At 67.5% G+C, this 13553-nt stretch carries 12 protein-coding genes and 1 tRNA gene; 5 read left to right on the top strand and 8 right to left on the bottom strand.

Translation table 11 applies throughout. The annotated features are described in order from the left end of the window. Positions 1-12: 12 nt before the first annotated feature. Positions 13-369 (bottom strand): WhiB family transcriptional regulator, encoded by a 357-nt coding sequence (locus tag NBW77_RS07185; RefSeq protein ID WP_131749129.1) that lies wholly within the window; start codon positions 367-369, stop codon positions 13-15. A gap of 449 nt (positions 370-818) precedes the next feature. Here NBW77_RS07185 and NBW77_RS07180 point away from each other — a divergent pair, with 449 nt between their 5' ends. Further along, on the top strand, positions 819-3200 hold the full coding sequence (locus tag NBW77_RS07180; RefSeq protein WP_131749215.1) for a transglycosylase domain-containing protein: 2382 nt from the start codon (positions 819-821) through the stop codon (positions 3198-3200). On the opposite strand, the gene NBW77_RS07175 is transcribed toward NBW77_RS07180, so the two are convergent. Continuing rightward, positions 3197-3649 (bottom strand): GatB/YqeY domain-containing protein, encoded by a 453-nt coding sequence (locus NBW77_RS07175; protein ID WP_131749127.1) that lies wholly within the window; start codon positions 3647-3649, stop codon positions 3197-3199. The two genes, NBW77_RS07180 and NBW77_RS07175, sit on opposite strands and share 4 nt — an antisense overlap. Positions 3650-3808: 159 nt before the next feature. Between NBW77_RS07175 and NBW77_RS07170 the strand changes: the two genes are divergently transcribed. From NBW77_RS07170 to NBW77_RS07160, 3 genes are all read left to right on the top strand, one after another. Further along, entirely contained in the window at positions 3809-4747 is a 939-nt protein-coding gene (locus NBW77_RS07170; RefSeq protein WP_502799451.1) for a metallophosphoesterase, read from the top strand. Between the two features lie 149 nt (positions 4748-4896). After that, positions 4897-4973, top strand: a tRNA-Pro gene (locus NBW77_RS07165). Positions 4974-5111: 138 nt separating this feature from the next. Further along, positions 5112-5435: a DUF1232 domain-containing protein gene (locus NBW77_RS07160; RefSeq protein ID WP_131749125.1), complete on the top strand. Its 324-nt coding sequence runs from the start codon at positions 5112-5114 to the stop codon at positions 5433-5435. Here NBW77_RS07160 and NBW77_RS07155 read toward each other — a convergent pair. Then, positions 5428-7383: a helicase-related protein gene (locus tag NBW77_RS07155; RefSeq protein WP_250279473.1), complete on the bottom strand. Its 1956-nt coding sequence runs from the start codon at positions 7381-7383 to the stop codon at positions 5428-5430. The two genes, NBW77_RS07160 and NBW77_RS07155, sit on opposite strands and share 8 nt — an antisense overlap. Between NBW77_RS07155 and NBW77_RS07150 the strand changes: the two genes are divergently transcribed. Next, on the top strand, positions 7359-8189 hold the full coding sequence (locus tag NBW77_RS07150; RefSeq protein ID WP_207387212.1) for a glycosyltransferase family 2 protein: 831 nt from the start codon (positions 7359-7361) through the stop codon (positions 8187-8189). The two genes, NBW77_RS07155 and NBW77_RS07150, sit on opposite strands and share 25 nt — an antisense overlap. 214 nt (positions 8190-8403) lie before the next feature. On the opposite strand, the gene NBW77_RS07145 is transcribed toward NBW77_RS07150, so the two are convergent. From NBW77_RS07145 to NBW77_RS07125, 5 genes are all read right to left on the bottom strand, one after another. After that, positions 8404-9843 (bottom strand): NERD domain-containing protein, encoded by a 1440-nt coding sequence (locus NBW77_RS07145; RefSeq protein ID WP_207387211.1) that lies wholly within the window; start codon positions 9841-9843, stop codon positions 8404-8406. Between the two features lie 188 nt (positions 9844-10031). Next, positions 10032-10985 (bottom strand): TQO small subunit DoxD, encoded by a 954-nt coding sequence (locus NBW77_RS07140; RefSeq protein ID WP_131749123.1) that lies wholly within the window; start codon positions 10983-10985, stop codon positions 10032-10034. 46 nt (positions 10986-11031) lie between these two features. After that, complete coding sequence (locus NBW77_RS07135; RefSeq protein ID WP_242606121.1) at positions 11032-11559, bottom strand: potassium channel family protein; 528 nt, start codon at positions 11557-11559, stop codon at positions 11032-11034. Positions 11560-11636: 77 nt separating this feature from the next. Further along, positions 11637-11966, bottom strand: coding sequence for a hypothetical protein (locus NBW77_RS07130; RefSeq protein WP_131749119.1), 330 nt, complete (start codon positions 11964-11966; stop codon positions 11637-11639). 224 nt (positions 11967-12190) lie between these two features. Continuing rightward, the coding region (locus NBW77_RS07125; protein ID WP_502799448.1) for a protein kinase domain-containing protein at positions 12191-13553 on the bottom strand (1363 nt) is incomplete at its 5' end.

Genomic DNA, 13553 nt, shown 5'->3' with positions numbered 1-13553 from the left:
GCCCCGAGGGATCTAACCCGCGGACGCGGTGCCATGCTGGGCACGCGCATCCGCGAGCAGCTTGCGCCAGGACTGGACGTCCGGTCGCCGTCGCAGAAGTGCCCGGCGCTCCCGTTCGGTCATGCCGCCCCACACCCCGAACTCGACTCGATTGTCGAGGGCGTCAGCGAGGCACTCGGTGCGAACGATGCATCCGAAGCACCGGGTCTTCACCCGGTTCTGAGCTGCACCCTGGACGAAGAGGTCGTCCGGGTCCAGGTCGCGACAGGCCGCGTTCGCGGTCCAGTCGCCGTCGACGGTCGAGCCGATCAACTGGGTCGAGCTGGCACGTCGTGCGGCACTGGTGCGGGTAGCCAGGCTGCTGGTCATGCCACCTGCCTTTCTTCTCGAGACCGGGTCAGGGGGCCCGTGCGGGTGGTGACGTGGCTTCGCCCGAAACCGTACGGAGCGCCTCTGCGACGGCACAGACCCCACACGGGTGGTTGTCCAAATGACCCGTCCGGGCCATTGATCCGGATCGCGTGGGTGGTGCGGTCTGTCACCGGATCGTGTCCTGCGGGTGACATCCACGTGTCTGTCAGGTGGGGTCATAGGCTTGACCCGGTTGCGCGGCCGAGTGGTCGCGGTGGGGGGCCGTTTGGAGGTTCCCGGACGTGATCACGACGACGGGGTCAGGCGGCCGACCCTCCCGGGTCCAGGCCGGCCTGAGCCGTGCCGTGGGCTACGAGAGTGTCGACCGAGTGGTTGATCTTTCTTCCGGCGAGCCCGAACCGCCGCACTCCCGAGCGCGGATCGTCGCCGGCCGGGTCGTACGAGTAATGATCATGAGCGGGTTGGCCGGCGTCGTCGTAGCCCTGATCGCGTTGCCGGCCGCGTCGCTTGTCGGTCTCATGGCGAAGAGCGGCGCCGACTCCTTCCTGGATCTGCCGGCGAATCTCACCGTCCCACCGCTGCCGCAGGCGTCCCGCATCCTGGACTCGGGAGGGAACGTCATCGGGTACCTGCGGGGTGAGCAGGACCGGGAGATCGTGCCGCTCGACCAGGTCCCGATGATGATGCGCCAGGCGATCATAGATATCGAGGACTCCCGCTTCTACGAGCACACCGGCCTCGACTACAAGGGGCTCGTCCGGGCCTACGTCTCGAACCAGGAGTCCGGCGGGGTCACGCAAGGCGGTTCCACGCTCACCCAGCAATATGTGAAAAACGTCCTGCTGCAGGCGGCGACCAGCAAGGAATCGAAACAGGCCGCGACCGAACAGACGGTCAGGCGAAAGCTCCGGGAAGCGCGTTACGCACTCTATCTCGAGAAGAACATGAGCAAGGACCAGATTCTCGAACGATATCTGAACATCGCTTACTTCGGGGACGGTGCGTACGGCGTCCAGGCCGCGGCGAAACACTATTTCAACGTCGATGTACGACAGCTGACCCTTCCGCAGGCGGCGGTGCTGGCGGGTTTGGTGAAGAACCCGACCGCCTATAACCCGGTGCTGCACCCGCAGGCGGCGACAACCCGTCGGGACATTGTTCTCGACCGTATGCACGAACTGGGTCACATCGGCGATGCCGAGCTGCGGGAAACCAGGTCGGCCGCGGTGATGCTGAACCGCCCACCGCAGGCGGAGGATCCCTGCCAGCTGTCGTCGGTCCCGTTCTTCTGCGCCTACGTCCGGCGGACACTTCTCTCGGACGACCGGTTCGGTGCCACCGAGGCGGACCGCGAGCGACTGTTGTTCGAGGGCGGTCTGACGATCCGTACCACGCTGCGCCCGGCTGCCCAGGCCGCCGCGCAGAACGGAGCGAACAGCGTTATCCCACCGGGGAACCGGGTCACGGTGGGTGTCGCGATGCTTGAGCCGGGGACGGGGAAGGTGCTGGCGCTCGCCGTAAACCGGGAATACGGCCCGTCCTCCGATGGTCTGTCACCACAGAAGACCACGGACTTCCTGCACACCAAACAGATCATCCCGACGGAGGAGACATCCTTCTCTCCGGGGTCCACCTTCAAGGTCTTCACGCTGGCAGCGGCTCTCGAAAAAGGGATTCCGCTGAACACCACATTCTACTCACCGCAGTGCTATCACTCGAATGTCCTCAACAATCCACCCGCTGAGGGGAGCCGAGGGAAGAGCCCGGCGGACTGCTTCTCCAACTCGGACCACGACGAAGCCGGCCTCTACTCGATGACCACCGCGACCTGGGACTCGGTCAACACCTACTACATCCAGCTTGCCGAGAAGGTCGGGGTGCAGAACACCGCCGAAATGGCCCGCCGGCTCGGTGTCACCTCCTGCCGGGTGCTGGACCAGACCCCGGGCCTCAGCCAGCGATGTCCTTCCGGCGGAATCGGGCCCTCCGACGGATCGGCTGTCCTCGGCTCCAACGAGATCTCCACCATGGACCTCGCGACCGCCTACGCCACGCTTGCGAACCACGGTGTCCGGTGCGATCCGCGGCCGTTCGAATTAATCACCCAGCGGGTCGGCAGTACTGACCGACCGGTTGCCTTCACGGCCCCCCAGCAATGTCGGCAGGTCCTCAAGGCGGAGACCGCGGACACGGTCACATCCGTCCTGGAAGGGGTCATTCTCCACGGGACCGGTTACCCGAACGCGGCGATCGGCCGGCCCGCGGCCGGCAAGACCGGTACCGCTCAGGACTTCAGCACCGCCTCGTTCGCCGGCTACATCCCCCAGATAGCCGCCGCGGTGACCGTTGCGGACCCACGAGGGCCCACGGCGCATACGCTGCGTAACGTCCTGGGTTACAACGTTGTCTACGGAGGAGGCCTGCCCGCTCAGGTGTGGGCGAAAACCATGCGCGGCACCATCGACGGGCTCGATCTGCCGGTCGCCTCCATGCCCGATCCGGACAATACCCAGCCCGTCCCGTCGAAGAAGATGCTGCCCGATGTGGTCGGCCAGAATGCGGCTTTCGCGCAGGCGCTACTGACATCCCAGGGTTTCAAGGTGACGATCCAACAGGTCGACAGCCCGGATCCGGGCGGCAGGGTGGTAGCGATGAACCCACCCGGGAATCAGGAGGTCCCGGAGGGTTCGGAAGTAGTGCTCATGGTCTCGTCGGGTCTCTTCCCGCAAACCCGTTCCGACGACGGAGGAACCCCGACCCCACCCGCGACCACCGGCCCCGGGCGCAGACGGGGAAACGGTCTGCTGGACGGATTCGGCGGAGGCTAGAGCAGCCGGGCGCGGACCAGTGCGGAAACGCGGGATCCCTCCGCCCGCCCGGCCACCTGGGACTGGACCGCCTTCATGGCGGCGCCCATCGCCTTCGGGCCGGAGAGGCCCTGTTCGGCGATCACACGGTCGATGATTTCCGTGAGTTCCTCGTCGTCCAACTGTTGGGGAAGGTAGGCGGCCAGGATCAGGCCTTCATCCCGTTCCTTGGCGGCCTGCTCCTCGCGTCCGGCGGCGGCGAAGGCGTCCGCCGCTTCCCGCCGCTTGCGGACCTCGCGGGTGAGCACCTTCTGCACGTCGGAGTCGGACAGCTCGCGGGCGCTCCTGCCCGCTACCTCCTCGTCCTTCACCGCGGCCATGGCCATCCGCAGTGTGGAGGTCCGCAGCGGGTCCCGAGCCTTCATGGCGGTGGTGAGATCCGCCCGCAGGCGGTCCTTGAGTTCGCTCACACCGGTGACCCTAGCCCGCCTGCCGCACCGTGTGGTCAACGTCGCATCGTGTGGTCAACGTCGCACCGAGAAGCTGACGTTGCGCCAAGTGGTCGAAAACGCGCCCGGCGCGGCGTGGAGAGCGTCCACATCGGGGAGAACGTGGGCGACACTGGTCCGATGATGAGCGGGCAACGGTCACCTTCGCGGACGCTGGGACGGACCGCCGGGCGTGCGGCCACCGGGTTCGGCGCGGCAGGTGCGATTCTCCTGGCCTACGCCGCCGGATACGAGCGGACCGCCTACACGCTGCGTCGTCTGGTGGTGCCGGTGCTGGCCGAGGATGCACAGCCGCTGCGTATCCTGCACATCTCCGACCTGCACGTCACCCCCAACCAGCGGGGCAAACTGGCGTGGATCGCGGATCTGGCCCGTCTGATGCCCGATCTCGTGGCGCTGACCGGCGACGTCCTGTCGCACCCGGACGCGGACGAGCCGACGCTTCTCGCGCTGTCCTCCCTGTTCGGATTCCCCGGCGTGTTCGTACCGGGCAACAACGACTACTTCGTGCCCACGCTGAAGAGCCCGCACCGCTACCTGATGGCGCGCGACGAGGCTGAGCCGAAGGGGCCCCCGCTGAACTGGGCCGGATTCGCGAAGGCGTTGGCGGCCGACAGCGGCTGGCTCGACCTGACCAACACCCGGACGGTGATGGACGTGGCCGGGCAGCGGATCGACGTCCGAGGTGTGGACGATGCGGGGCTAAAGCGGGACCATCTTCCCTCGGTGCTCGGCCGATGCGACACCCATGTTGATCTACAGATCGGGCTGTCGCATACCCCGGAACCCCGGGTACTGGACGCCTACACCGCCGACGGTGTTGCGTTGACCTTGTCGGGTCACACCCATGGTGGCCAACTCCGCGTGCCGTTCTTCGGGGCGCTGGTCACGAACTGTGGCATAGACCGTGCCCGGGTCCGCGGACTGTCCAGGTATGAGGCGGGCGGGCGGACGTCCTGGCTGCACGTGTCCGCGGGTCTCGGGACATCGCCGTTCGCGCCGATCCGGTTCGCTTGCCGGCCGGAGGCGACCCTGATCACGCTGACGTCCCCCGGCTGACGTCCGGCCCTGTCCTGATCCTGCGCTCGGCCCGCCGGCCCGCCGGCCCGCCGGCCCGCCGGACGCACGGACGCACGGACGCACGGACGCCTTGCGGGTACTCGGTGCCGCTGGCCGACAGGAGGATCAGGTAGACTTCGTGATGGTCGCGGGGTGTGGCGCAGCTTGGTAGCGCGCTTCGTTCGGGACGAAGAGGTCGTGGGTTCGAATCCCGCCACCCCGACCAGCTGTTCTCGCAGGTCATGCTGGCCGTTGCCACCGCCTACTTTTCACTGCTGATGCCGGCCTTGCCCATTCACCCGGACCGCCTTGTCTGATCCAACTGGTGGTATGATGGCCCGTTTGCGCAGTGTTGAGGGGACGCATGAGCGACAACATCGGTATCGGACTGCTCATCGTTCTCAGTGTGATCGCGCTCATCGGTGTTGTCCTCACGGCGGGTGCCGTTTTTGTGATCGTCAAGTACCGGCTGCCTGCCCGGGGGATCGCTGCCACTCTCGGCGGCCTCCTCTACGTACTCTCGCCCGTCGACGCGATCTCGGAGGTTCCCCTCGGGCCGATCGGTCTCATCGATGACGCCGCCGTCATCATCGCGACACTGGTTTACATCCACCGGCTCGTCAGTTCTCGAGGGGGAGAACCCGTCCCGCTACCAGGATCCCCACCCGAGTCACCTGGTCCTACCTGAGCGAGAACCGCACCGGCTCGCGCAGGACCGTGGCGGCGCTGTCCAGATCGGCGAGCCGCGCGGCGAGAGTGGCCTCGGCGAGTCTGGGCGGTAGGGCGACACTGAACTTGAGACCGGCCAGAGCTTCCTCGTCGACGTGCGGCAGGCAGAGTCGGTCACGTGCATCCGCGGTTGCCGCCTTCCACATCTGCGGGGTCAGGTCGCGGCGGAGCCGGATGAACGCCTCATCGGCACGTTGGAGCGGATCAGCCACATCGGCGAGGGTGGCGGTCAGGGTGAGGTTGGCCCGGTAGCCGGCCCACGTCCACCATCGCACATCCCCGTTGTCCTCTCGTACGACAACGGTTCCGCCCGGATGAACGGTGTCGAGGTGCTGCTCGCGTATCGCGTCAAGGCGTCCGGATGCGCGTTTTGTCATTGCGACCGGCGGACGGGCGCCGAGCAGAATCTCCCGCATCGCCCCCGTCATCCGGTAGGACAACCCGCCTATCCCGAAGGTGATCCAACGAGCTTTTCCACCGCCTTCCGCCGGTTCGACGTAGCAGCGCTGACGGGTCCAGTCGACGTGGGTGACACGCCAGCTCCGGCCGGCGAGCAGGAGTAGACGCGACCCTTCCACCTGTTCGGTCAGCAGCACCGGGTCGGTCTGTCCGATTTCGTCGCGGCCGGAAAGGACGGTGAATTCCGGGGCCGCGGTGAAGACGGCGGTGAGCGTCGAGAAATGCCGGTGGCCGAAACGGCGTTCGGCTTCGGGACCGATGAAGAGCATGCCGGCGTCGGTGTCCAGATATCCCTGCCCGACCAGGTGTCGCAGGATGGGTTCGCCGCCGCGGTCGAACGGGGTGAGGCCGTTCCATTCCTGGCTCCACAGCTGGTCCCCGACCCGGTTCTCCTGCAGACAGAGCGCGAGGATCTGCTGGGCGACGATGTGGCGTGGCTCGGGAGGCGGAACGACCGGTTCGACCCAGCGCTGTCCCCACAGCAGCAGCAGCCCGGCGGCCTGCAGCAGGGCGTCGTCGGACAGCGCCAGGAAAAGGCAGTTGCGCAGGGTGCCCGGTCTGCGTCTGGTACGGCCCAGGCGCTGCAGAAACGACGCCACCGTGCCGGGCGCATCGAGTTGGATGACCCGGTCGAGGTCGCCGACATTGATTCCCAGTTCCAACGTGCTCGTCGCGATGATCACACAGTCGCGGGCTTCCGTGAACGCCTCTTCCGAGCGCCGCCGTTCCTGCGCGGACAGGGACGCGTGGGAGAGGAAGGTTGTGACGCCGCGTTGCCGGAGCGCCTGACCGAGTTCTTCTACCAGCTTCTTCGAATCGCAGAAGACCAGACGTTTCTCGCCCCGGTGCAGCGCCGCGAGCACTGTTGCGGCGTTTCCTACCGATCCGACATGGTCCAGCTCGATATCAGCGTCCAGCTCGATATCGGCGGCAGGAGGTTCGACCGATCCTGATCCCGACATCGGCGTGGGCGTCCGCCGCGCATCAGGCGCGACCACCCGAGCGGGACGTTTTCCCGCCGCGGATCCCTGCAGCCAGTGCAGCAGCTCCAGCGGGTTCCCGACGGTGGCGGACAGGCCGACCCGTTGGATGTTCCGCCCGGTGAGCCGGTGCAGCCGTTCGAGGACGGCGAGCAGATGCCACCCGCGGTCGTCACCGGCGAACGCGTGGACCTCGTCGACGACGACCGCGTGCAGGTCCGCGAAGAATGCCCGGTGGTCGACGTTGACGCTGACGAGCATCGACTCCAGCGACTCCGGTGTCGTCAGGAGAACGTCGGGACGGCCGCGCAGGATGGCTTTCCGTCGGCGGTCCGTGACGTCACCGTGCCAGAAGGCCGCCTGGCGGCCGAGCCAGCCGGTGTAGGTGGTCAGGCGTGGCGCCAGATTGTTGAGCAGCGCCTTGAGTGGACACAGGTAAACGAGTGAGGTTCCACGAGGATCCGGCATACCGGCGGGCACACGCCGCCGGCCGAACCGGCTCCGCCTTCCTACCGCCGGTCAGTGTGATCGTACCGGCCTACAACGAGTCGGCGGGCATTGCGGATGCGCTCCGGTCGCTTGTCGCCAGCGACTATCCGGACTTTGAGGTGATAGTCGTTGACGACGGCTCGACTGACGGCACCGCTGATGTCGTAGAACGGCTCGCGCTACCTGGAGTCCGGGTCATCCGACAGCGGAACGCGGGCAAACCCGCCGCGCTCCGGCATGGCATTCGTGTGGCCTGCGCCGACGTGCTCGTACTTGTGGACGCCGACACCGTCTTCGAACCAGAAAGCATCCGCCGCCTGGTTCAACCACTCGCGGACCCTGGTATCGGCGCGGTGGCTGGCAATACGAAAGTCGGAAACCGAAGTGGACTGCTTGGTCGTTGGCAGCACATAGAATATGTTCAGGGATTCAGCCTTGACCGCCGGCTGTACCACCTGCTCGGCTGCATGCCCACGGTCCCCGGCGCTATCGGTGCATGGCGCCGACAGGCCCTCGATGAGGTCGGCGGTATCAAGGACGACACGCTTGCCGAGGACAGCGAGGCCAGCATGGCCCTTTGCCGGGCGGGTTGGCGCATCGCCTACGTAGACGATGCCCGGGCCTGGACCGAGACCCCCGCCACGCTCCGCGCGCTCTGGCGGCAGCGCTACCGCTGGTGCTACGGAACCATGCAGGCGATCTGGAAACACCGGCATGCCCTGCTCGAAAGGGGGCCCGGCGGCCGATTCGGGCGGCTGGTACTTCCCCAGTTAGCCCTGTTCTAGGTCGTACTACCGGTGATCGCACCCGCCATCGATCTACTGGCTGTCTACGCGCTGTTCAGCGGGGACTGGCGGGTCTATGTCACACTCGGCGTGTTCTACGTCATCCAGTTCGCCACCACCGCCTTTGCGTTCCACCTCGAACGGGAACCACTACGTCCACTGTGGGCGTTGCCCTTCCAGATGCTCGTCTACCGGCAGCTCATGTACCTGGTGGTCATACAGTCCGTGGTGACCGCGGTACGCGGTACTCCACTGCGCTGGCAGCGGATGATCCGGCAGGGCACCGCCGCGCAATCACTGGATAGGGAAAAAAATCCCGAATCAGCGCCTTCCCGGTGAGCAGCAGGTAGGAAAGAGCACCGAGACCGAAGACGTCCATCGAGACCGGGTCGGGATCCGGCGCCGACAGCTCGGGGGCCAGATAGCCCTCGGCGGAGCGTTCCAGATGAGGGACGACCTGACTGACCGCGCCCGTCCGCACCGACACGCTGGGGGTGGCACTGCTCGAACCGGAGCCACGGGTCGCCGCCTGCCAGTCGCTGATCTGCAGCCGGGGAGACAACCATGCCGCGTCGCCGCCGCCTCTGCGCCTGGACGAGGGCACGGCGAAGACGCTGCGCGCGGACAGTGCCCGGTGGTGCAGGTGGCGTCCGTGCGCGTACCGGATCGCCTCGGCCAGCTGCCGGATCATGTCGACCCGGGTGGCTGCGTCCAGGCGTTCACCGAACCGCGCCATGTAGTGGTCGAGCCGCTCGGCGTCCGGCCGATGCCGGAAGATCAGGGCCGGCCCGGCCTCATGCTGCTCCATCGCGTCCGCCTGGACGATGCCCGAGTGGCTGATGCCGTGCAGCGCCAGCATCTCCCGGCGGGCAGCCTGCTCGATGCTCGCCCGCTCGGCCTGACCCGCCTGCCGTTCCACCAGGTAGATGCGGACCCGGCGCCGCTCGGAGGCGATCTGGGCGTGCTGGGCGAGGTGGTCCTGCCAGGTTGGGCCGGTGTCGAACGGCGGGAACGTCAGCTCCCATGAACCGATCTGGAAGTGGCGCCTGCTCCGCGCGATACCGACCCCGTGCAGCAGTTTCGGGAGGGCCTTCGACAGCTCCGGGCGGACCCGGTCCCGATCCTCCCGCGGTGGCGCCTCCAGCAGGGCGGAGCAGATCGGCGGCAGCGGCCCGGCCGGCCGGCCCTCCCGTGGTTGCGGACCGAAGACCCGGTGGAGCTGGTTTTCGGGCAGTTCCACCCGCAGGCTCGGGACGGACAGGAACACCGCGGCCTGAACGTAGGGGATCTTCACATTCAGTCGCTGGCGCCCTGTCTCGGCGGTCAGCAGTGACCGCAGCTGCTTTGCCTTGGAGTCCGCCAGGTGTAACGGGTTGTCGAAGACCCGCTCGCCACGCTGACCGTGCAGGATCCAGTTCGAGCCGCTCGCGGTCAGGCGACCGTTCAGGCTTTTGATCTCGATCAGGTACAGGCCGCCCTGGGCCACGACGAACAGGTCCACCTCGCGGACGTGGCCGGTGCTCGCGGTGAAGGTGAAGTTCGACCAGGCGCGGTACGGCTCGGCGTCCGCCAGCCGGTCCTGGACGTGCTTGAGAGCCTCTCGTTCATGCTGGAACTGGGACGGTGTGACCGTCGTCCACCGACCCTCACGCATGATCGATCCCCCCGCCACTGCCTGCCACACCTGAGGCGCTCGTACGCACCCTGTGCCCGGACGAATACCGGGACACGGTGGATGATTCGCGACATGATTTAAGCAAACAGGTGAAATCGCCGGCCGATGAGAGAGGAGGAGTAGGTCGTTTCCGTCGTTCTGGTGCTGGTTTCCACCTACAGCTACGTCTACAGGACCCGCACGGTGTCCCCGTCCAGGCGCACGGACAGCCGGGTGAGGGGGGCGGGGGCGGGCCCGCCGAGGACGGCCCCGCTGGCCGCCGAGTAGATCGCACCGTGGCAGGGACAGCTGAACTCCTGGTCGGAGGTGCTGAAGTCCACGGCGCACCCGGCGTGCGTGCACACCGCGGAGAAGGCGGCGAACCCGCCGGCCGGTAGGTGGACCAGCCAGGCCGGCTCCCCGGACTGCGCGATGGTGAACCTTTTCGCGGAACCCTGATCGATCTCGTCCATCCGGGCGACGGTGGTTCCGCCGCCACCCGCGAAATAGCCGGACCCGGTCGCGGACTGGCGGGGAACCGCATGGCGACCGACCGCCCGTCCGATCCAGGCGGTCAGACCGGCGGTGGCGAGCACGACGGCAGCCGCGGACCCGGTTGTCACCCCGTGCCGCAGCCACGCGCGCCGGCCCGGGTCGTGGCCACGCGTGCGGTCCAACCAGGCATCCAGCGACAGCACCCCGGCGGACCCGACCGCCGTGAACGGCAGCCACATGACCACGAAGACGATGTCGGAGCCGTAGTAGTACGGCCATGTGTGCCAACTGACGGTGAGCAGGAACGTCAGGGAGAGCAGGGCGCCACCGACCGCGGCGAGCCGGGCCCACAGCCCGAGCAGGGTCCCGGTGCCGACAGCGATCTCACCCAGCGCGATCAGGATGCCAACCATGCCCGGGTGCGGCTGGAACGGGCTGAGCAGTGTTCTGATCGGGCTGGTGTGCACGAAAACCATGAGCTGGCGCTGGACCGAGGTCGGCGATGCCGGGTCGAGGTAGGCCGGGTCGGCCAGCTTCTGGAGTCCGGCGAAGGTGAAGGTGATTCCGAGGAACACCCGCAGTGGAAGCAGCAGCCAGCCCGGTTCGGCGAGCCGGGCCTGCCAACTGCGGCCGATGGCGCGGTGCATGCTCTTCACGGTCGGTGTAGGTTACCCGCGCTGGTACGCCAACAGGTCACTGGTCGCCGTCAACGGACTCTCGGTCGGACGGTGTCTGTTCGGTGGACCTGCGGCGCAGCCCGGCCGTGACCGCACTGAGGATGATCCGCGCAATCACGCCGACGACGACGACGTCGCCGATCATCTGAATCATGGCGATGATTCGGGCCGTCTCGGTCCGGGGCGCGATGTCACCGAAACCGACCGTGGTGAACACGGTGATCGTGAAGTAAAGCGCATCGGTGCGGGTCAACGGCTGGGTGAAGGCCTCGGCATCCCCGTGGGCAAGCGTGAAGTACGCCACCGCGAAGATCAGTATGAGTAGAGGGGGGGACACGATCAGGGTTTCCAAGGCCCGTAGCCGTGGGTAACTGGAACGGGTGATCTGCCAGACCTGCAGGCAGATGACGCCGACGAACGCGAGCAGGCCGAAAGCCAACGCGACGCCGGTGGCGGGGTCGATCTTCCGGTCCAGTGGAAGCAGGTAGTACAGGACGACCAGTGCTGTCGCGGTCAGTAGCGAGCGCAGCAGGGACCGCAGCATCAGCCGACGTCGCCGCGGCGGCTGGGGGGCTTCGTGGCGCGGCCTTTGGGTTGCGAGGCCCCGCGAGCCCGTTGAGGTCATGGCAGGGGGCGGACCGCCGTCGACCCGGGGAGCGCCATGCCCGGCGCGGTACCGGTAACGACCAGTGCTTTACCCGGGGTGGGTGGCGATGCGGCGACGACACGCAGTTCCCGGGCTGCGGGGGGAACGGTGTAGGCGACTGCGCGTGCCTGGCCTGCCCTCGCCTGAGAATGTGCCCACCGGTGGGCAAGCGGCGCCAGGAGCGGATGCGCGCAGGCTCGAGCAGCGGCGATGTTCCAGCCGGGGCGGTTGAGAAGATCCATCCGGGGGTGGCCCGTTTTGCGATCGCCGATGGTCGGGTCCGGGTAAGGGACGGATTCTGTCACCAGGTCCTCCCGTGTCCGGGGGTGGTGGGGCCGCGCCAGCAGCGGGGACGGGTCCGGGCCAGAGCGGCAAGGACGAGCCGGCGTGTGTGCCTGGCTACCTCTGGTAGAGGAGGGCCACCGGCAGGTTGTCGGCAACTCCCCATGTAGCGTCCCGGATTTCCCGGTGCAGGGTCATCACCCGTTTCAGGTGAAGCGACACATTCGACATACCCGGGCGCAGAAAATCATAGCCACTTCGGTGTCTGGTCTCGACAGCCGGTGCGAGCCTGCCCGCGAGCTGAACAGCGGACGGTCTTGGTGCCGTGGCGCGTACTGCTGACGGATACGGCGGATCCACCTAATTCGGCCGACCCGGCTGGTCCTGACGATACGGAGCCAGATGACCCGGATGGCCCCGACCGTGCGGATGATCTCGGTCTCGGCCTGGACGACATCGCGACGGTCGCAACCCCGGCGGGCGATGCCACCGACTGCGTGGTGGACGTCTGCGCCGCGGTTGGCTTGGACGACGATGCGGCCGGCGAGCTGGGCGGTGGCTTCGCCGGGGTGGTGGCGGGCCCGGTGGGTGCTTCCGTCACCCGGGTGGGCTGTGGTTGTGTCGAAGTTGTTGGCTGTCTGGTCGGTGCCCCTGCCGGGCTTGTGGCGGGTGGCGGTTCGGTCGCGCGGGTGGGCTCGGGCTGCGTGGAGGTCGTCGGCCCTATCGGTGATGATCGCGCCATGTTCGTGGCGGCCGGCGGAGGTTGAGCCGGCTGGGCCGTCGGTGGCCGCAACGCGCTCGTTGACGACCCGTCGACGACTCTCTGCGGCTGCGAGAGTGCCAGCCCGTCTGAATCCGCGGGCGGACCGGACGTCCACAACCCGGCAACGGTCGGGACTATCCGGCTTCCGCTGGGAAGGGGTATGCCGGCCGGTGTCGAGATGGCGTCGTGAAGGTCCCCGCTGTCAGCGGGGGCGATGTGCAGGGCGACGGCGACGACCAGTCCGGCGGTGATGCCGAGCGCGATCCCCGCGACAACGGTGACCAGCGCCAGCTGCCAGCGCCGTACGGTGCTGCGGCGTTGGGACGGGCGTTGGGACCGGCGCTGGGACGCATTCCCGACAGCACCGGGGGGACCGGTCGCGGCATCCACCTGACCGGCTTCGGAACGGTTCGCCGGCAGGTTGATTCCGTGAACAGCCGCAGGAGCCGGGGTCGGCAGGGGCAGGGAGGTGACCAGCACGCGCCGGGTGACCTGGTCTGCCAGATCAGCGCTGTCCACATAGTTGCCGACGATGCCGGTGACCAGTTTGACCGCGGTGGGCCTTCTACCCGGATCCCGGTCGAGGGCCCGCAGGGTCAGCGGTGCCAGACCGTCCGGTAGCTCACTGAGGTCGGGTTCTTCCCGCAGCATGCGGACGGCCGATGCGGTCGGGGTGTCGGCTGCGAACGGGTGGCGTCCGGTCGCGGCGAACACGACGCACATCGCCCAGGAGAAGATGTCGGCGGCTGGTCCGGCCCGCTCGCCGCGGAGCTGTTCGGGTGCCATCCAGGCGATGGTCCCGATGATATGGCCGGTCTGGGTGTGCTCGGTTGTGTCGAGGACATGA

Origin of the sequence: Frankia sp. Cppng1_Ct_nod (genome assembly GCF_920656135.1) — a bacterium.
Classification (GTDB): domain Bacteria; phylum Actinomycetota; class Actinomycetes; order Frankiales; family Frankiaceae; genus Protofrankia; species Protofrankia meridionalis.
This window is presented reverse-complemented; position numbering and strand designations above follow the sequence as displayed.